Genomic DNA, 18,631 nt, shown 5'->3' on the forward strand with positions numbered 1-18,631 from the left:
GCTTCCGGACGCTTGTCCGGTGTGGAGTGGTGTGCGGGGCGCTCCTGTCCGCTTTGGCCGAAGCGGACAGGCGGCGCGTCGGCGTTCACCAGCGTTCGTACGCGGAGGGCCGCCCGCTTCGGGTCACCGGGTCGGCCGCTCGAACGGCCCTCAGGGCAGGGGACCGTTGATCATCCGCGCCGCTCCGTCGAGACGATCAGACCCACCCCGACCACGACGATCGCGCCGCCGAGGACGATCGGCCAGCTCAGCGCCTCGTTCAGGATCAGCGCGCCGAGGGCGACGGCGACGACCGGGTTCACGTAGGCGTAGGTGGCGACGAGCGAGAGCGGCGCGGTCTGCAGGAGCCAGGCGTACGCGGTGAAGGCGATCAGCGAGCCGAACACGATCAGGTACGCGAGGCCCACCCAGGAGCGGGTGGACACCGCGGCCAGGTCGAGGCCGTGCTGCTCGCCGCGCAGCAGGCCGACGCCGAGGCCGGCGAGGCCGCCGGCCAGCATCTCGTACACGCTGGCGGCGAAGGGGTTCGCGGGCATCGGCAGCCGGGACGACGAGAAGGAGCCGATGGACCAGCTGAGGGCCCCGACGATCACCAGGACCACGCCGCTCACCTTCACCTCGCCGCTGAGCCCCGGCAGCGTCAGGACGGCGAGCCCGCCGAGCCCGACCAGCACCCCCACGATCCCGCCCGCCGTCGGCCGCTCCCCGGCCAGCGCTTTCAGCAGCACCACGAACACGGGCACGACGGCGATGAGCAGCGCGGCGAGCCCGGACGGCACGGACATCTCGGCGAGCACGACGAACATGTTGCCGCCGAGGAGCAGCAGCAGGCCGACCGCCGCGGCGGACGCCAGATGCCGTGGGCTCACCTTGAGCGCCCCGATCCCCTGCCGCCAGGCGATGATCCCGGCCAGGACGAGCCCGGCGACCACGAACCGCGCCCCGGCCGACAGGAACGGCGGCAGCGTCTCGACCACGACCCGGATCGCGAGGTACGTGGAGCCCCACACGACGTAGACGATGGCGAGCGCGGCCCAGACGGCGGTGGGGATGCGGCGGGGCGCGGGGGCCGTGGGGAGGGGAGCGGAGGGCTGGGTCCTGGAAGCCGGGGCGTCGGCGGCGGGGCTTGTCATGACCAGGAGATTAGGCGCTTCGGCGGCCGTTGATCCAGAAATCTGCCCGGGATCGGGCAGGATCAAGGGAATTCGTGCTCTCGCGAGCGCTTACTCCGTGCCCGTCCCCGTCGCCTTCAGCGCAAGCCACAGCTCCATCCGCACGTCCGGGTCGTCCAGCGAGCGGCCCAGGATCTCCTCCACGCGCCGCATCCGGTAGCGCAGCGTGTGGCGGTGGACGCCCAGGTCGGCGGCGGCCGCGTCCCACTGGCCGTGGCGGGAGAGCCAGGCGCGCAGCGAGGCGACGAGGTCGCCGCGGCCCGTGGCGTCGTGCTCGTAGAGGGCGCGCAGCAGGCCGTCGGCGAAGGCGCGGACCGCGTCGTCGGCGAGGAGGGGGAGCACCGAGCCGGCGGCGAGCTCCTCGTGCTCTACGAGGGAACGGCCGCGGCGGCGGGCCACCGACAGGGCCTGCTCGGCCTGCTTGTAGGCGGCGGACGCGGCGATGGGGCCGGTCGGGGCGGAGAGGCCGACGACGAGTCCGGTCTCCTCGGCCTCGCGGTTGGCGTACGCCTCGCACGCGGTGACCACCGCTCCCCCGTCGCCCGCCAGGACGACCAGCCGTTCGCCGCCCTCCGGGCCGTCCGGCACGGTGAGGACGGACTCGCCCGCCCGGGCCGCCGCGGCCTCCAGGGACTCCGCGAACACCGCGAGCGGCGTCTCGCCCTCCCGGGCCGCCGCCTCCGTGGTCGCCGGCTCGGCGATGAGCAGCCGGAACGGGGCGTCGAGCAGCCCGCCGTACAGATCACCCGCCACCGCGCGGGCGTGGTCGGGCTGCCCGGCGAGGAGCATCCGCAGCACGGCCGCGCCGAGCCGCTGCTCGGCGGCCTGGAGCGAGCGGGACCGCTCCGTCGTCAGCGTGAGCAGCGCGATCGCGGAGTGCACGGCGTAGCGCTCGGCGGTGCCGAGGGGCGCGCCGGTGCCGACCGCGAGCGCCCCGCGCACCCGCCGCCCGGTGCCGAGCGACTGGAGCTCGACCCGGTCGTCGGTGCCGCCGACGACGGCGCTGGCGGGCGCGGGCCGTTCCCGGAGGCGTTCGACGTCGGGGGTGAGCCGGGCGGCCCGGCGCGCCGCCCATTCGGGCGACACGGCGAGGACGGTGCCGGAGGTGTCGTACAGCGCGGCCCAGCCGTCCACGTGCGCCGCGAGCCGCGCGACGACGGCGTCCGGCCCCTCGGCGAGCGCGGCCCGGGTCAGTTCGCGCTGCGCCTCGAAGCCGGCGGTCACGGCCCGGTACTGGTCGGCGGCGATGGCCGCCGACACCGCCTTGCTGATGGCGAGGAACGGCGTCCGCCGCGGCACTTCCAGCAGCGGCAGGTGCTCCTCGCGGGCCGCTTCGAGCAGCGCCGCCGGAATGGCCTCGTGGTTGACGCCGACCGCGAAGCCGAGCCCGACCACTCCGGCGCCGAGCAGCCGCCGCACGTAGCGCCGCATCGCCTCGGGGTCCTCGGCGTCGAGGGTGAGCGCGGTGGTGAGCAGCAGTTCGCCGCCCTCCATGTAGGGGACGGGGTCGGCGAGCTCGCTGACGTGCGCCCAGCGCACGGGCGTGTCGAGGCGGTCCTCACCGGCGCGGACGGTGAGTTTGAGCGCCGAGTGCTGGACGAGCGAAGCGAGGGTGGGCGGCATTGGGGACCGTCGGACCTTAAGGGGAGGGGAGGGCGCGCCGCCCGTCGGAGCGGCGCGCCCCCGATTCTGCCAGCCCGGCCGGGAGCCCGCGCTCAGCCGCGTGCGCCGGCGTCCCGCAGGTCCACGAGGAGCGGCGGGGTGTGCTCCCCGCGCACGTCGGTGAGCGAGAGGACCGCGTGCCCGGGCGGCACGGCGTGCGCAAGGTCGGAGGCCGACCAGCGCTCGCGCTCCACCTCCCGTACGGTCACCGCCTCCGTCGTGACGGCCTTGCCGGTGACCAGCTTGCGCAGCGCGTGGAAGGCCCGGGTCATCGGCTGGTCGGCGAAGACGGTGTGGTGGGCGACCTCGGTGGTCTCCACCCGTTCGGTGCCCCACGCCTCGGCGAACGCCCGGCCGTCCCAGGTGGGGATGCCCGAGAACGCCATCCGGCAGCCGACGGCCGCGAGCAGCGGCCCGTGCAGCGGCTCGGGGACCTCGGCGAAGGTACGGAGGGCGAGCACGACGCCGGCGTTCTGCGGGCGCAGCCGCTGCAGGCCGCGCACGGTCCCCGGGGTGAGCGCGCCGGCCGCGTCGTCGAGGACGAGGCAGGCGAAGTGGGACCCGGGGCCCTCGGTCCGGCCCGGACGGTCCCGTACGACGGTCTGGAACTGGGCGAGCAGCAGCCGGTTGAGCAGCCGGGCGGCCTCCTCGTGGGCGCCTTCCGGGAGGCTGACGCGGACCCGCATCGGGTGCCGTACGACGGCCCGCAGCGCGAAGGCGTTGTCCTCGCCGCCGCCGCCGAAGAAGCCGGCGAAGACGGGCCGGTCGAGCGCGGCGAGCCGGTCGGCGAGCCCGGGGCCGAGGTCGGTCGCGGTGCCGACCTGCCGGATCCGCGACTCCAGCTCGCGACGCATGGCCGTGGCGGCGCCGTCCTCGGGGAGCCGGTCGAGCAGGTCCCGCAGGGTCTCGGGGCGGGCCTCGAGGAGCTCGCGCAGCACCGGGACGGTGGGGAAGCGCCCGTGCGCGGCCCGGTAGGGGCCGATGAGCTGCGCGAGCACGGTGGCGGCCCGCCGGGTCTCGACGCCCTGCATGTCGCCGACGAGTCCCTCCGCGAGCAGCGCGGCGGCCTCGTCCGGGTCGGTGGCCCCGGCGTACAGGTCGAGGTCGTGCCGGGAGGCCGGGTCGCCGAGGCGGATCACGACGTCGTACGCCTCGTCCGGGCCGAGCGGCGCCCCGGCCGCGCCGACGGCGACGACGGCGCAGCCGCCGGTGAGGGCCTGGAGGGCGAGCGACTCGACGACGGGCGCGACGAGGGCGCGGGTCTTGCCGGATCCGGACGGGCCGACGGCCAGCAGCGAGGTGCCGAGCAGCGCGGGGTCGAGGGCGAGGCCGGCGCCGTGGTAGGCGGCGGGGGTGCGCTCGGCGGGCGCGTACCGCCCGACGCGGACCTGGCCGAGGAGCAGGTCGTGGGCGGCGGTGCGGCGGCCGGGCAGGTCGCGCTCGCCGGACGGGTGGCCGGCCGCGGCGGCGCCCTGCTCGACGACCGCGTCGACGAGCGCGGCCCGGCGCATCCCGTCCCGGGCGGACTGCGCCCAGGCCCGCCGCACGCGCGCGATGTCGACGTCGTTCATCCGCCCGCCGGCCACCTCCGCGGCGAGCACGTCGGCGGCGCGCTGCTCACCGGCCGCGCGGAGCTCGGGCCACTGGGAGGGCGGCAGGACGGGCCCGGCGGCGACGGTCTGCGGCTGGGGGGCCTTGCGGGCGCGGTGGGTACGGAGCAGGCCGGCCCAGTCGCCGACGCGGGCGAACGGCCACAGGACGAGGGCGGTGATCAGCGCGTACAGGGTGTAGACGAGGACGGGCGAGGCGAACACCTCGAACCCGCCGGTGACCAGGGCGACCAGCGAGAGCACGGCGGACACGACGGGCAGCGGGTCCCAGCCCAGGCCGAACGCCTCGGGCCAGACGAGGGTGAGGGCGGCGAGCGCCATCACCCCGGCGAGGGCGGCGCGGCCGGGCGGCCGGAACCGGTCCAGGTAGTGGCGGGTGATCTTGCCCCAGGAGCCGAGGAAGCCGACGGCGCACACGAGCAGCACGAGGAACGCGCTGTCGTAGAGCGCGCGGGCGGCCTGGCCGTGCCAGTCCACGGGCGAGGTGGTGAGCGGGTACCACCACTCCTTCGGGGTGAGGAGCAGCAGGATCTCGACCTTGTACGGGAAGACGTCGCGGCGCCACGCGGCCCACACGAGCAGCCCGACGACCAGCGGGATCAGCATCCCGACAAGCGTCACGGGCGCCATGCGCCTGCCCTCCTCCCCCCGCGCGGGCAGATGCCGGAACCGCCACACCCCGAGCCCGGCCTCCGGCCGCGGCGCGTCCAGCCACTCGGCGACGGGCGCGCGCGGCGGGGCGGCCGGCGAAACGCCGGGCGCGTGGGTGGGCGGCGCGGCCGCCGGGGCGGCGGGCCCGCCGGCGAGTGGGCTGCCCGGCCCCGCGGGAGCGCCGGGCGAAGGCGCGCCCGCGTACGCCCCGGGCGCGGGCGGCACGACGGACGGCGAAACGCCGGGCGCGTGCGCCGGTGGCGGAGGTACGACCGGCTGCGCCGGTGGGCGGGCCGGGAGCGACGGGGCCGACGGCGCTTCGCCCGCCTGCGGCCGGGACGGCGGCACGCCGCCCGCCGACGGCGGAGCCGGGGCCAGGTCGCCCCCCTGCGGCCGGGACGGCGGCACGCCGCCGGCCGACGGCGGGGCCGGGGGCAGGTCGCCACCCTGCGCCGCGGCCGGAGGCAGGTCGCCGCCCTGCGGCGCGGCCGGAGGCAGTCCGCCGTCCTGCGGCGCGGCCGGTGCCAGGTCGCCCGGCGGCGGTGCGGCCGGGTGGGGGACGGCTCCGGTTCCCCGGGTGTCGCTCGACTCGTACGTGCCGTCGGTCTCCATGAACCCCTGCCCCCTGACCAGCCAGGTCGCCGCAACTGTGCCACCGTCAATCTAGTGGGCGCGGGCCCGCCCGGAGGGGTTTCGCCCACCCGTTCGGCCGATCACCGGCGGTCCGCCGGCCCGCGCCGCCGAGCCCCGCGGAAGCAGCCACCATGTCCATCTCGGACAACGAGCCACCCGCCACCACTCCCGATCGGCGCATGCCCGACCCCCTTCCCCGCGCCTAGCCTGCGGAGGAAACCCGCAAGAGCGTCCAGAACATCCCAGGAGCCCCGCATGAACGCTGTCCCGCAGGAGCGGCGCGTCGTCACCGCCATCCCCGGCCCGAAGTCGCAGGAGCTTCAGGCCCGCCGTCTCGACGCGGTCGCCGGTGGCGTGGGCTCCACGCTGCCGGTGTTCACCAAGCGGGCCGGCGGCGGCATCATCGAGGACGTCGACGGCAACCTGCTGATCGACTTCGGTTCCGGCATCGCCGTGACCTCCGTCGGCGCCTCCGCCGAGGCCGTCGTGCGCCGCGCCTCCGCGCAGCTGCAGGACTTCACCCACACCTGTTTCATGGTGACCCCGTACGAGGGTTACGTGGAGGTCTGCGAGGCCCTCGCCGAGCTGACCCCGGGCGACCACGCCAAGAAGTCCGCGCTGTTCAACTCGGGCGCCGAGGCCGTCGAGAACGCCGTCAAGATCGCCCGCTCGTACACCAAGCGCCAGGCCGTCGTCGTCTTCGACCACGGCTACCACGGCCGCACCAACCTCACCATGGGCATGACGGCGAAGAACATGCCGTACAAGCAGGGCTTCGGCCCGTTCGCGCCCGAGGTCTACCGCGTCCCGGTCGCCTACGGCTACCGCTGGCCCACCGGTGCCGAGAACTGCGGCCCCGAGGCCGCCGCCCAGGCGATCGACAACATCACCAAGCAGATCGGCGCCGAGAACGTCGCCGCGATCGTCATCGAGCCGGTCCTCGGCGAGGGCGGCTTCATCGAGCCGGCCAAGGGCTTCCTGCCGGCGATCGTGAAGTTCGCCAACGACAACGGCATCGTCTTCGTCGCGGACGAGATCCAGGCCGGCTTCTGCCGCACCGGCCAGTGGTTCGCCTGCGAGGACGAGGGCATCGTCCCGGACCTCATCACCACCGCCAAGGGCATCGCGGGCGGTCTGCCGCTCGCCGCCGTGACCGGCCGCGCCGAGATCATGGACTCCGTGCACGGTGGCGGCCTCGGCGGCACCTACGGCGGCAACCCGGTCGCGTGCGCCGGTGCGCTGGGCGCCATCGAGACCATGAAGGAGCTCGACCTCAACGGCAAGGCCAAGCGCATCGAGGAGGTCATGAAGGGCCGCCTCACCGCGATGCAGGAGAAGTTCCCGGTCATCGGTGACATCCGTGGCCGTGGCGCCATGATCGCCATCGAGCTGGTGAAGGACCCGGAGACGAAGGTGCCGGCCCCGGAGGCCGCCGCCGCGCTCGCCAAGTACTGCCACAACGAGGGCGTGCTCGTCCTGACCTGTGGCACCTACGGCAACGTGCTGCGCTTCCTGCCGCCGCTGGTCATCGGCGAGGACCTCCTCAACGAGGGCCTGGACGTCATCGAGGCCGCGCTCGCCACGATCTGACGATCGGACGGCGTCTTCTGACACTCTGTGTGAAGAAGCTGTGGGGGGCCGATGGCGGGATGGAGTTCCCGCTGTCGGCCCCCCGTTCCGTGCCGTACGGTTTCCACAGATGAGAGAAACACCTCGGGTCGAGCCTCCCCAGCCCTGCCCGAACCGTGCCGCAGCGCACACCGCTGGAGCCCTGGGCTCCGGAACTCCTCACCGATCGGATGGCCGCCCGCCCCACACCCCCCGGGGCGCGCGGCAGCCCGGTCAAGGCGACCGCCCCGGAACCACCCCCCCTGTTCCGGGGCGGTCGGCTGCGTTCTGGGCGCTCATCGTCCTCGCCGTCACCACCTGGCAGGTCCTGGTGCACGGCCCCCTCACCCGCCTCGACGAGCGCGTCTCCCGCGCCCTGGTGGACACCGTGCCGCGCGGTCTGAGCGAGGCCGCCTCCGACCTCGGCAACATGACGGTCGCCCTCCCCGTCCTGGCCTGCGCGCTCGCGTACGCGATCCGGCGCGGCCGCCGCGCCCAGGCCCTCCGGGCCGCCCTCGCCATGGCCGCCGTCCCGCTCCTCGTCGTCCCCCTGAAGACCTGGACGGCCCGACCGGGGCCGCTGGAGCCCTGGGCGCACGGCTACTTCCCGTCGGGCCACACGGCGACGGCGATGGTGGCGTACTTCGGCGCGGCCTTCCTGGTGTCCGGACGCCTGGTGCCGGTCGCCGCCGTGCTCACGGCGGTGACCGGCACCGGACTGGTCCTGCGGGGCTACCACTGGCCGCTGGACGTGCTCGCCAGTCTCTGCCTCGGGGTGCTGATCCTGTTCGTCAGCTCCACGTGTATGCGTCGAAGTTCCGGCTGAACTCGCCGCCGTTGTAGCGGTCCCAGTTGACCGACCAGGTCATCAGGCCGCGCAGGCCCGGCCGGCTGCCGTGGGGCTGGTAGGAGCCGCAGTTGCTCTTCTTCGTCAGGCAGTCGAGGGCCCTGGTGACCTCGGCCGGGGCGGTGTAGCCGTTGCCGGCCTGGGTGGAGGCGGGCAGGCCGATGGCGACCTGGTCGGGCCGCAGCGGCGGGAAGACGCGGTCGGTGTTGCCGGCGACCGGGAAGCCGGTGAGGAGCATGTCGGTCATGGCGATGTGGAAGTCGGCGCCGCCCATGGAGTGGTACTGGTTGTCGAGGCCCATGATCGAACCCGAGTTGTAGTCCTGGACGTGCAGCAGGGTGAGGTCGTCACGCAGCGCGTGGATGACCGGCAGATAGGCGCCGGCGCGCGGGTCCTGGCCGCCCCAGGGGCCGGAGCCGTAGTACTGGTAGCCGAGCTGGACGAAGAAGGTCTCCGGGGCCATCGTCAGGACGAACTTCGCGCCGTACCTGGCCTTGAGGGTCTTCACCGCCGAGATCAGGTTGACGACGACCGGGGTGGTGGGGTTGCGGAAGTCGGTGTCGCCGCTCTGCAGGGAGAGCGAGTGTCCCTCGAAGTCGATGTCGAGGCCGTCGAGTCCGTACTCGTCGATGATCTTCGAGACCGAGGAGACGAAGGTGTCGCGGGCGGCGGTGGTGGTGAGCTGGACCTGGCCGTTCTGGCCGCCGATGGAGATGAGGACCTTCTTGCCGGCGGCCTGCTTGGCCTTGATGGCCGCCTTGAAGTCGGCGGCGGACTCCACGTTCGGGCACTCGGTCGCCGGGCACAGGCTGAAGCGGATGTCGCCGGACGTCACCGAGGTCGGCTCGCCGAAGGCCAGGTCGATGACGTCCCAGGAGTCGGGTACGTCGGCCATCCGGGTGTAGCCGGAGCCGTTGGCGAAGCTCGCGTGGAGGTAGCCGACGAGGGCGTGCGCGGGCAGCGTGCCGCCGGGGTTGCCGCCGCCCGAGGAGGTGGTGGTGGCGGTGACGGCGGCGGACTTCGCGGACTCGCCGGCGCTGTTGGCGGCCGATATCTGGAAGGTGTACGAGGTGGCGGCCGTCAGCCCGGTCGCGGTGTACGAGGTGCCGGTGACGGTCGCGACGAGGGCGCCGCCCTGGTAGACGCGGTACGAGGTGGCGCCGGCGACCGCCGGCCAGCCGAGGGTCACGGTGGTGTCGGTCGCGGAGCCGGCGGTGAGTCCGGTGGGGGTCGCCGGGGTCTGGACGGGGTCGCCGCCGGGGCCGAGCAGGGACAGGTCGTCGGCCTGATAGGCGCCGGTGCCGTACCAGCCGTGGGTGTAGACGGTCACCGAGGTGGTCGAGGCGCCGGTGGTGAAGGTGGTGGCGAGCCGCTGCCAGTCGGGGGCGGACTGGGTCCAGGTGGAGACGTCGGTCGTGCCGGTGCCGGACGCGCCGAGGTAGACGTAGCTGCCGCGGACCCAGCCGCTCAGCGTGTACGTCGAGTTCGGCTTCACCGTCACGGTCTGGGCGCACCGGGCGTTGTCGCTGCCGGCCGGGGTCGCCTGCAGGGCCTTCGTCCCGCTGTGCACGGGGGAAGCGACGACGGCCCCGCTGCCGGCCGTACAACTCCAGCCGTCCAGGCCGGACTCGAAGCCGCCGTTGCGGGCGAGTTCGGTGTCGGCGGCGTGGGCGAGGGGGGTCAGCGCCACGAGGCCGCCGACGGCGAGCGCGCCTGCCAGTGCCAGCGCGAGGGGTCTGGTGCGGTCCACAACTGCCTCCGGGGGTGGGGGAATCGAGGTGGAGCGCGCCACAGCATGGTCCAGACCAATCAACTGGTCAAGACCTCTGCCGGGCGTCAGCTCCCGGCTCCCCCTCCCCCGCGCGCCAGTCGCCCCGCCGCCTCGTGCATGGCCAGCTCCAGCAGCGCGGCATCCGTGAGGGTGCCTGCTGCGTCGGGGGCCACCAGCCAGCGCACTCCGCCGGTCGCGCGACCCGGATGGGGGACGGCGATCCAGGTGCCGCGGCCGGCGCCGCGCACGCCGGTGCCGAGCCAGCGGGCGGCGGTGCCCGGGGGCACGAAGAAGCCCGTCCGGGCGTCGCCGGGGTCGGCGAGCACGGGGCCGGGGCGGTCGACGAGGCGGGTCAGGACGTCGAGGGTGGGATAGCCGAGCTCGGCCGGCAGGATCAGCACGTCCCAGCGGCGCCCGGCGGGCAGCAGCGCGACGCCGTGCGGGTTGCGCTCCCATTCGAAGCGGCAGGCGCCGGGATCCGGCGCCGCCGACGCCAGCCATTCCATCGCGGCCTTGGCCTCCGGCGTTCCCGACGTGCCCGAGGTCCCCGAAGCGTTCATCGTCACAGTCCCCTCTCCGTGCGGACCCGCCCGGTGCGGTGTCCACACGGAGAGAGGAGGCGGCCCCGCGGCTATGACGCGGGTTCACCTTCCAGGGACTGTGACCTGCGTCACATCACGATGGCTCAGCTGTCGAAGCCGAGGCCCAGCTTGTCCATCGCCTTCAGCCACAGGTTCCGCCGGCCGCCGTTCTCGTCGGCCCGCGCGAGCGACCACTTGGTCAGCCCGATGCCCGCCCAGGCGATCGGCTCCGGCGGGAACGGCAGCGGCTTCGAGCGGACCATGCCGAGCCGGGTGCGCTCGGTGTGCTCCCCGGCCAGCAGGTCCAGCATCACGTCCGCACCGAAGCGGGTCGCGCCCACGCCGAGGCCCGTGTAGCCCGCCGCGTACGCCACCTTGCCCTGGTGCGTGGTACCGAAGAAGGCGGAGAAGCGGGAGCAGGTGTCGATCGCGCCGCCCCAGGCGTGGCTGAAGCGGAGCCCCTCCAGCTGCGGGAAGCAGGTGAAGAAGTGCTGGGCCAGCTTCAGATACGTCTCCGGGCGGTGGTCGAGCTCGGCCGCGACCTTGCCGCCGAACCGGTAGACCGCGTCGTAACCGCCCCACAGGATGCGGTGGTCCGCGGTGATGCGGAAGTAGTGGAACTGGTTGGCGCTGTCGCCGAGGCCCTGCCGGTTCTTCCAGCCGACCGAGGCCAGCTGCTCGGGGCTGAGCGGCTCGGTCATCAGGGCGTAGTCGTAGACCGGGACGGTGTAGTGCCGCAGCCGCTTGACCAGCGACGGGAAGACGTTGGTGCCGAGGGCGACCTTGCCGGCCGCGACCCGGCCGTACGGGGTGCGCACGGCCATGCCGCCGCCGGCGCCACCCGCCGGCACCAGGTCGAGCGCCGGGGTGTTCTCGAAGATCCGCACGCCGAGCTCGGCGCAGGCCCGCTTGAGGCCCCAGGCCAGCTTCGCCGGGTGCAGCATGGCGACGCCGCGCCGGTCCCACAGGCCGCCCTGGAAGGTCGGCGAGGCGACCTCGGCCCGGACCGCGTCCCGGTCCAGGAACTCCAGGCCGTCGGCGAGACCGAGCCGGCCGGCCTCCTCGTACCACTCGTGCAGCTCGTCGACCTGGTAGGCCTCGGTGGCCACGTCGATCTCGCCGGTGCGCTCGAAGTCGCAGTCCATGCCGTAGCGGGCGACGGTGGCCTCGATGGCGTCGAGGTTCTCGGCGCCCATGCGCTCCAGCGTCGGCAGCTCCTCGGGCCAGCGGGCCAGGCCGTTGCCGAAGCCGTGGGTGAGGGAGGCGGCGCAGAAGCCGCCGTTGCGGCCCGAGGCGGCCCAGCCCACCTCGCGGCCTTCGATCAGCATGACGTCCCGGGAGGGGTCGCGCTCCTTGGCGAGGAGCGCGGTCCACAGGCCGCTGTAGCCGCCGCCGATGACGAGCAGGTCGCACCGCTCGGTGCCGGTGAGGGCGGGCAGGGCCGTGGGCTTGCCGGGGTCTTCCAGCCAGAAGGGGACGGGCTGGGCGTCGGAGAGAGATTGTGCAGCGAGACGCATGGCGACTGGGGCCATGGTTTCCAACTCCTTCGGTGCCCGGCCGGCGGCGTCCGCCGGCCGGGCGCTCATTCAGGCTGTTGCTGTTTTCTTGCGCCGGTTCGTGATGATCTGTCCGGCCGCGACCATCAGTACCGCGATGACGAACATCGCCGTGCCGATGACGTTGATCTGAACGGGGGTTCCTCGCTGTGCCGAGCCCCAGACGAACATGGGGAAGGTCACGGTGGAGCCCGCGTTGAAGTTGGTGATGATGAAGTCGTCGAACGAGAGCGCGAAGGCGAGCAGCGCGCCGGCCGCGATGCCGGGCGCGGCGATCGGCAGCGTGACCCGCAGGAAGGTCTGCACCGGCCCCGCGTAGAGGTCCCTCGCGGCCTCCTCCAGGCGCGGGTCCATGGACATCACGCGCGCCTTGACCGCCGTCACGACGAACGACAGGCAGAACATGATGTGGGCGATGAGGATCGTCCAGAAGCCCAGCTCCGCGCCCATGTTGAGGAACAGGGTGAGCAGCGAGGCGGCCATGACGACCTCGGGCATCGCCATCGGCAGGAAGATCAGCGAGTTGATCGCGCCGCGCGCCCGGAAGCGGTAGCGGACGAGCGCGAACGAGATCATCGTGCCGAGGACCGTGGCGCCGAGCGTGGCCCAGGTGGCGATCTGCAGCGACAGCGACAGCGAGCCGCACATGTCGGCGACGCCGCACGGGTCCTTCCAGGCGTCCAGGGAGAACTGCTGCCACGCGTAGTTGAAGCGCCCGTTCGGCTTGTTGAACGAGAACACCATCACGACGACGTTCGGCAGGATCATGTACGCGAGCGTCAGCAGGCCCGCGATGACGACGAGGTGCTGTCGGATCCAACGCATCAGACCAGGTCCTCCGTTCCCGCTCGGCGGATGTAGACGGTGACCATGAGCAGCACGATCGCCATGAGGATGAACGAGAGGGCGGCGGCCGTCGGGTAGTCCAGGACCCGCAGGAACTGCGACTGGATGACGTTGCCGACCATCTTGGTGTCGGTGGAGCCGAGCAGTTCGGCGTTGACGTAGTCACCGCTCGCCGGGATGAAGGTGAGCAGCGTGCCGGAGACGACGCCCGGCATGGACAGCGGGAAGGTCACCTTGCGGAAGGTGGTCGCCGGGGAGGCGTACAGGTCCTGCGCGGCCTCGTGCAGCCGGCCGTCGATCCGCTCCAGGGAGGTGTAGAGCGGCAGGATCATGAAGGGCAGGAAGTTGTACGTGAGACCGCAGACCACCGCCATGGGCGTGGCGAGCACCCGGCTGCCCTCGGTCCAGCCGAGCCAGTTGGTCACGTCGAGGACGTGCAGGGTGTTCAGGGCGGAGACCACGACGCTGTCGTCGGCGAGGATCGTCTTCCAGGCCAGCGTGCGGATGAGGAAGCTGGTGAAGAACGGCGCGATGACGAGGACGAGGACGAGGTTGCGCCAGCGCCCGGCCTTGAAGGCGATCAGGTACGCCAGCGGGTAGCCGAGCAGCAGGCAGAGCAGCGTGGCGGTGCCGGCGTAGAGCAGCGAGCGGACGAACTGCGGCCAGTACTCCTGGAAGGCGTCCCAGTAGGTCTGGAAGTGCCAGGTGACCTGGAAGCCCTGCTCCAGGGAGCCGGTCTGGACCGACGTCGACGCCTGGTAGACCATCGGCAGCGCGAAGAAGACGAGCAGCCAGACGATGCCGGGCAGCAGCAGCCAGTACGGGACGAGCCGCTTGCGGGTGGAGGGCTTGCGGACGACCGGCTCCCCGGCCGGCGCCGCCGCCTGCTCCTTCACGAGGGTGGCGGTCATGCGGCGTCCTCCACCGTCTCGACGCCCGCGTCGATGTCCTGGGTCGCGTCGAGGCCGAAGGTGTGGTCCGGGTTCCAGTGCAGGACGACCTCGGCGCCGGGGACGAGCCGGGAGTCGCGCTCGATGTTCTGCTCGTACACCTGGAGCTCCGCGCCGGCCGGCGAGTTCACCACGTACTGGGTGGAGACGCCGATGAAGGACGAGTCGGCGATCCGGCCCGTGACCCGGTTGCGGCCGTCGGGGATCCGGCCGGCGTCGTCGGCGTGCGCCAGCGAGATCTTCTCGGGCCGTACGCCGACGAGCACCTTGCCGCCCTGGCGCACGGCGGACGTACAGCGGTCGCCGGGCAGCCGGAGCTTGCCGCCGCCGGCCGTGACGATCACCTCGGAGCCGGTCTCGACGACCTCGGCCTCGATCAGGTTCGAGGTGCCGAGGAAGTTGGCGACGAAGGTGGTCTGCGGGTTCTCGTACAGGTCCTCGGGCGCGCCCAGCTGCTCGACCCGGCCGCCGTTCATCACCGCGACCTGGTCGGCCATGGTCATGGCCTCCTCCTGGTCGTGGGTGACGTGCACGAAGGTGATGCCGACCTCGGTCTGGATGCGCTTGAGCTCCAGCTGCATCTGGCGGCGCAGCTTGAGGTCGAGGGCGCCGAGCGGCTCGTCGAGGAGCAGCACCTGCGGGTGGTTGATGAGGGCGCGGGCGACGGCGACGCGCTGCTGCTGGCCGCCGGAGAGCTGGTGCGGCTTCTTGTGGGCGTGCTCGCCGAGCTGCACGAGCTCGATCATCTCGTCCACCTGCGGCTTCACCGACTTGATGCCGCGCCGGCGCAGGCCGAAGGCGATGTTCTCGAAGATGTTCATGTGCGGGAACAGCGCGTAGGACTGGAAGACCGTGTTCACCGGCCGCTTGTACGGCGGGAGGTCGGTGACGTCGCGGTCGCCGAGGAAGACGGTGCCGGTGGTCGGCTCCTCCAGGCCGGCGATCATGCGCAGCGTGGTCGTCTTGCCGCAGCCGGAGGCGCCGAGGAGGGCGAAGAACGAGCCCTGCGGCACCGTCAGGTCGAGCGGGCGCACGGCGTGGAAGGAGCCGTAGGACTTGCTGATGCCGGTGAGACGGACGTCGCCGCCGCCATTGTTCTTTTCGGTGTGAGCAGTCTTGTCAGTCATGGGGTGAGGTCCCGGGGTTCGTGAAGGGGAGGCGGAGGGCGTGCGGCCGGTCAGGCGCCGATGAGCTTGGCGAACTTCTCCTCGTACGCCGTCTCCTCGGCGCTGCTCAGCGAGCGGAAGGCGTGCGACTTCTTCGCCATCGCCTTGTCCGGGACGATCAGCGTGTTGTTCGCGAGGGCCGGGTCGATCTTGGCGAGCTCGTCCTTCACGCCGTCGACGGGGCACACGTAGTTGATGTACGCGGCGAGCTGGGCGGCCACCGGGAGCTCGTAGTAGTAGTCCATGAGCTTCTCGGCGTTGGTCTTGTGCCGGGCCTGGGCCGGGATCAGCAGGTTGTCGCTGGAGGTGAGGTAGCCGGCCGCCGGGATCGCGTACTTGATGTCCGGGTTGTCCGCCTGGAGCTGGATGATGTCACCGGCCCACGCCAGGCAGGCGGCGATGTCGCCCTTGTCCAGGTCCGACGTGTAGTCGTTGCCGGTGAAGCGGCGGATCTGCTTCTTGTCGACGCCCTTCTGGAGCCGGCCGATGGCGGCGTCGTAGTCGGCGTCGGTGAACTTCCCGGGGTCCTTGCCCATGTCGAGCAGGGTCATGCCGACCGAGTCGCGCATCTCCGTCAGGAAGCCGACCCGGCCCTTGAGCGCGGGGTCGTCGAGGAGCTGGGTGACGGAGTCGACCTTCTTCCCGCCGGTCGCCTTCTGGTTGTACGCGATGACGGTGGAGATGCCGGTCCAGGGGTACGTGTAGGCGCGGCCCGGGTCCCAGTCGGGCCGGCGGAACTGCGGCGACAGGTTGGCGTAGGCGTTCGGCAGGTTGGCCGCGTCGAGCTTCTGGGCCCAGCCGAGGCGGATGATGCGGGCGGCCAGCCAGTCGGTGACGACGATCAGGTCGCGGCCGGTGTCCTGGCCGGCCGCGAGCTGCGGCTTGATCTTCCCGAAGAACTCGACGTTGTCGTTGATGTCCTCGGTGTACTTGACGTCGATACCCGTCCGTCTGGCGAACGCCTCCAGCGTCGGACGGTGCTTCTCGTCGTCGCTCACGTCCATGTACTCGGTCCAGTTGGAGAAGTTCACGGTCTTCTCCTTGGCCGAGAAGTCCGTCGACGCCGGCCCCTGGCCCTCCCGCTTGGCGGGCGGGATGCCGCAGGCGCTCAGGGAGGCGAAGCCGCCGACGGTGAGCGCGCCGACGCCTCCGGCGCGCAGCACCGAGCGGCGGGTGACGGCGCCCCGGCCGCTCGTGAGGCTGCGCCGTATCGCCGCCAGCTGGGGGCCCGACAGGCTGTCGGACTCGTACTGCTCCATGCGCTGTGCCCTTTCGGAATGGATTCGCCGCTGGTCGGACGGCTGGCTTCACGCGGCGGTAGCCGCATATCGATTACAGGCGGTCCCCGAAGATCGTGCGGTGCCAGTCCTTGGCCGCCACCGCCGTGTTGTCGTACATCACGTGCTTGACCTGCGTGTACTCCTCGAAGGAGTACGCCGACATGTCCTTTCCGAAGCCCGAGGCCTTGTAGCCGCCGTGGGGCATCTCGCTGATGATCGGGATGTGGTCGTTGACCCAGACGCAGCCGGCCTTGATCTCCCGGGTGGCCCGGTTCGCCCGGTACACGTCACGGCTCCAGGCGGAGGCGGCGAGGCCGTACGGGGTGTCGTTGGCCAGCCGGATGCCCTCGTCGTCGCTGTCGAAGGGCAGGGCCACCAGGACCGGTCCGAAGATCTCCGACTGCACGACCTCGCTGTCCTGGGCGGCGCCGGTGATCAGGGTGGGTCGGTAGTATGCGCCGTTCTTGAGCTCGCCACCAGGGGCTTCGCCGCCGGTGACGACGGTCGCGTAGCCCCGCGCCCGCTCGACGAAACCGGCGACGCGGTCGCGCTGGGCGTGGCTGACGAGCGGCCCGAGGTCGGTGGCGGGATCGAACGGGTCGCCCAGGCGGACGGTCTCCATGAGTTCCGCGACCCGCGCCACGAAGGCGTCGAACAGCGGCCGCTGCACATAGGCCCGGGTGGCGGCCGTGCAGTCCTGCCCGCTGTTGATGAGGGAGGCGGCGACGGCGCCCTGCGCGGCGGCCTCCAGATCGGCGTCGTCGAAGACGACGAACGGAGCCTTGCCGCCCAGCTCCAGGTGCAGCCGCTTGACGGTGGCGGTGGCGACCTCGGCGACCCGCTTGCCGACGCCCGTGGAGCCGGTGAACGAGGTCATGGCCACGTCCGGGTGCCCGACCAGGTGCTCGCCGGCGACCCGGCCGGCGCCGTTGACGATGTTGACGACACCGTCCGGAATCCCGGCGTCGCTCGCCGCCTGGGCGAACATCAGGGACGTGAGCGGCGTCAGCTCGGCCGGCTTCAGGACGATCGTGTTGCCGGCCGCGATCGCCGGGAGGATCTTCCAGGCCGCCATCTGGAGCGGATAGTTCCAGGGCGCGATCGAGCCGACCACGCCGATCGCCTCACGCCGCACGTACGAGGTGTGGTCACCGCTGTACTCGCCCGCCGACTGCCCCTGGAGGTGCCGTGCGGCACCCGCGAAGAAGGCCGTGTTGTCCACGGTCCCCGGCACGTCGAACTCGGTCGTCAGCCTGATGGGCTTGCCGCACTGCAGCGACTCGACCCGGGCGAAGTCCTCCGCCCGCTCGGCGAGCACACCCGCGAACCGGTGCAGCGCCTCGGAGCGCTCGCCGGGCGTGGCGCCCGCCCACTCCGGGAAGGCGTCCCTGGCGGCGCCGACGGCCTCGTCCACGTCGTGAGTGGAAGCGAGCCGGTAGGTGTGGACACCCTCCCCGGTCGCCGGGTCGATGACGGTGTGGTCCTGCTCCGAGGTCCCGGGGCGGAGCCGCCCCCCGATGTACTGCGCGCCGTCCGCGAAGCGATCCGACACCTGGAAGCGGTTGCCCATGACGCTCTCCGTTGTTCCAGCTCGAGTTGAGTGCCGATCCTGACAGAGCACCTCAGGTGCAACAAGTGATTCCGTTGTTGCCTTTTGGTTACGCGACGGATTCGGTCGACCATGTGTCGAGAGCGGCGGGAAATTGCCGTACGGAGTGTCAGTGGCGGGTGAAAAGGTGGCGTGCATGAGCGATCTCGAGGTGCTGAAGGAGCAGGTCAAACGGGGGGAGACGGTGAAGTGGCTGCACTTCTGGGGCCACCGCCCGCGCCCTGACGGGCAGCTGTCGGCGAGCTGTCTGAGCCAGTGGTGGCCGTCACCGTTCGTGGTGGACGGCGTGCGGTACGCGACGGCCGAGCACTGGATGATGGCCGAGAAGGCGAGGCTCTTCGGCGACGCCGAAGCGGTCGAGGCGGCCCTCGCCGCGCCCGGCCCGGCCCAGGCCAAGAAGGCGGGCCGGCTGGTGCGCGGCTTCGACGAGACGGTCTGGCAGCGGGAGCGCTACGGGATCGTGGTGGCGGGCAGCGTCCACAAGTTCGCGTCCGACGAGTCGTTGCGCGCCTTCCTCGTCGGCACGGGGAGCCGCGTCCTCGTCGAGGCGAGCCCGCTGGACCGCATCTGGGGCATCGGCCTGGCGGCGGACGATCCGCGGGCCACGGACCCGGAGCGCTGGCGCGGTCCGAACCTGCTGGGCTTCGCGCTGATGGAGGCGCGGGAGCGGCTGCGGTGAGTCGCCGCCC

Annotated in this window: 14 protein-coding genes; 3 read left to right on the top strand and 11 right to left on the bottom strand. The window is 72.5% G+C overall.

Annotation, left to right across the window (positions count from 1 at the left end; genetic code table 11):
- Positions 1–170 precede the first annotated feature (170 nt).
- From ACIRSU_RS13350 to ACIRSU_RS13360, 3 genes are all read right to left on the bottom strand, one after another.
- Positions 171–1,133, bottom strand: coding sequence for an EamA family transporter (locus tag ACIRSU_RS13350; RefSeq protein ID WP_403791605.1), 963 nt, complete (start codon positions 1,131–1,133; stop codon positions 171–173).
- Between the two features lie 90 nt (positions 1,134–1,223).
- Entirely contained in the window at positions 1,224–2,795 is a 1,572-nt protein-coding gene (locus ACIRSU_RS13355; RefSeq protein WP_403791607.1) for a PucR family transcriptional regulator, read from the bottom strand.
- Between the two features lie 92 nt (positions 2,796–2,887).
- Positions 2,888–5,707, bottom strand: a complete 2,820-nt coding sequence (locus tag ACIRSU_RS13360) for an ATP/GTP-binding protein (RefSeq protein WP_403791609.1) — start codon at positions 5,705–5,707, stop codon at positions 2,888–2,890.
- 276 nt (positions 5,708–5,983) lie between these two features.
- Here ACIRSU_RS13360 and gabT point away from each other — a divergent pair, with 276 nt between their 5' ends.
- Both gabT and ACIRSU_RS13370 read left to right on the top strand, forming a co-directional pair.
- Positions 5,984–7,318, top strand: coding sequence for a 4-aminobutyrate--2-oxoglutarate transaminase (gabT, locus tag ACIRSU_RS13365; RefSeq protein ID WP_403791611.1), 1,335 nt, complete (start codon positions 5,984–5,986; stop codon positions 7,316–7,318).
- 109 nt (positions 7,319–7,427) lie between these two features.
- Positions 7,428–8,162 carry a phosphatase PAP2 family protein gene (locus tag ACIRSU_RS13370; RefSeq protein WP_403791613.1) on the top strand — a complete coding sequence of 245 codons (735 nt, stop codon included), beginning with the start codon at positions 7,428–7,430 and terminating at the stop codon, positions 8,160–8,162.
- Here the strand turns inward: ACIRSU_RS13370 and ACIRSU_RS13375 are convergent.
- From ACIRSU_RS13375 to ACIRSU_RS13410, 8 genes are all read right to left on the bottom strand, one after another.
- A complete protein-coding gene (locus tag ACIRSU_RS13375; protein ID WP_403791615.1) occupies positions 8,128–9,933 on the bottom strand; it encodes a chitinase in 1,806 nt (601 codons plus the stop codon). The genes ACIRSU_RS13370 and ACIRSU_RS13375 overlap by 35 nt on opposite strands.
- Positions 9,934–10,019: 86 nt before the next feature.
- Positions 10,020–10,514: a hypothetical protein gene (locus ACIRSU_RS13380; RefSeq protein WP_403791617.1), complete on the bottom strand. Its 495-nt coding sequence runs from the start codon at positions 10,512–10,514 to the stop codon at positions 10,020–10,022.
- Between the two features lie 125 nt (positions 10,515–10,639).
- The gene (locus tag ACIRSU_RS13385) at positions 10,640–12,067 is read right to left on the bottom strand and encodes an NAD(P)/FAD-dependent oxidoreductase (protein WP_403791618.1); all 1,428 of its coding nucleotides are present in this window, start codon (positions 12,065–12,067) and stop codon (positions 10,640–10,642) included.
- Between the two features lie 54 nt (positions 12,068–12,121).
- Entirely contained in the window at positions 12,122–12,916 is a 795-nt protein-coding gene (locus ACIRSU_RS13390) for an ABC transporter permease (RefSeq protein ID WP_403791620.1), read from the bottom strand.
- Positions 12,916–13,848: an ABC transporter permease gene (locus ACIRSU_RS13395; RefSeq protein WP_403791622.1), complete on the bottom strand. Its 933-nt coding sequence runs from the start codon at positions 13,846–13,848 to the stop codon at positions 12,916–12,918. Before ACIRSU_RS13395 ends, ACIRSU_RS13390 begins: the two co-directional genes overlap by 1 nt.
- Positions 13,845–15,014: an ABC transporter ATP-binding protein gene (locus tag ACIRSU_RS13400; protein ID WP_403791624.1), complete on the bottom strand. Its 1,170-nt coding sequence runs from the start codon at positions 15,012–15,014 to the stop codon at positions 13,845–13,847. The genes ACIRSU_RS13395 and ACIRSU_RS13400 overlap by 4 nt, the downstream gene beginning before the upstream one ends.
- A 50-nt stretch (positions 15,015–15,064) precedes the next feature.
- Positions 15,065–16,312, bottom strand: coding sequence for a spermidine/putrescine ABC transporter substrate-binding protein (locus ACIRSU_RS13405; RefSeq protein WP_403791626.1), 1,248 nt, complete (start codon positions 16,310–16,312; stop codon positions 15,065–15,067).
- Positions 16,313–16,385: 73 nt separating this feature from the next.
- The gene (locus ACIRSU_RS13410; protein ID WP_403791627.1) at positions 16,386–17,903 is read right to left on the bottom strand and encodes a gamma-aminobutyraldehyde dehydrogenase; all 1,518 of its coding nucleotides are present in this window, start codon (positions 17,901–17,903) and stop codon (positions 16,386–16,388) included.
- Between the two features lie 175 nt (positions 17,904–18,078).
- Here ACIRSU_RS13410 and ACIRSU_RS13415 point away from each other — a divergent pair, with 175 nt between their 5' ends.
- Positions 18,079–18,621 carry an NADAR family protein gene (locus ACIRSU_RS13415; RefSeq protein WP_403791630.1) on the top strand — a complete coding sequence of 181 codons (543 nt, stop codon included), beginning with the start codon at positions 18,079–18,081 and terminating at the stop codon, positions 18,619–18,621.
- Positions 18,622–18,631: the final 10 nt, after the last annotated feature.

It is taken from the genome of Streptomyces sp. NPDC101160, from assembly GCF_044768205.1.
In the GTDB taxonomy this organism is placed as follows: Bacteria; Actinomycetota; Actinomycetes; order Streptomycetales; family Streptomycetaceae; genus Streptomyces.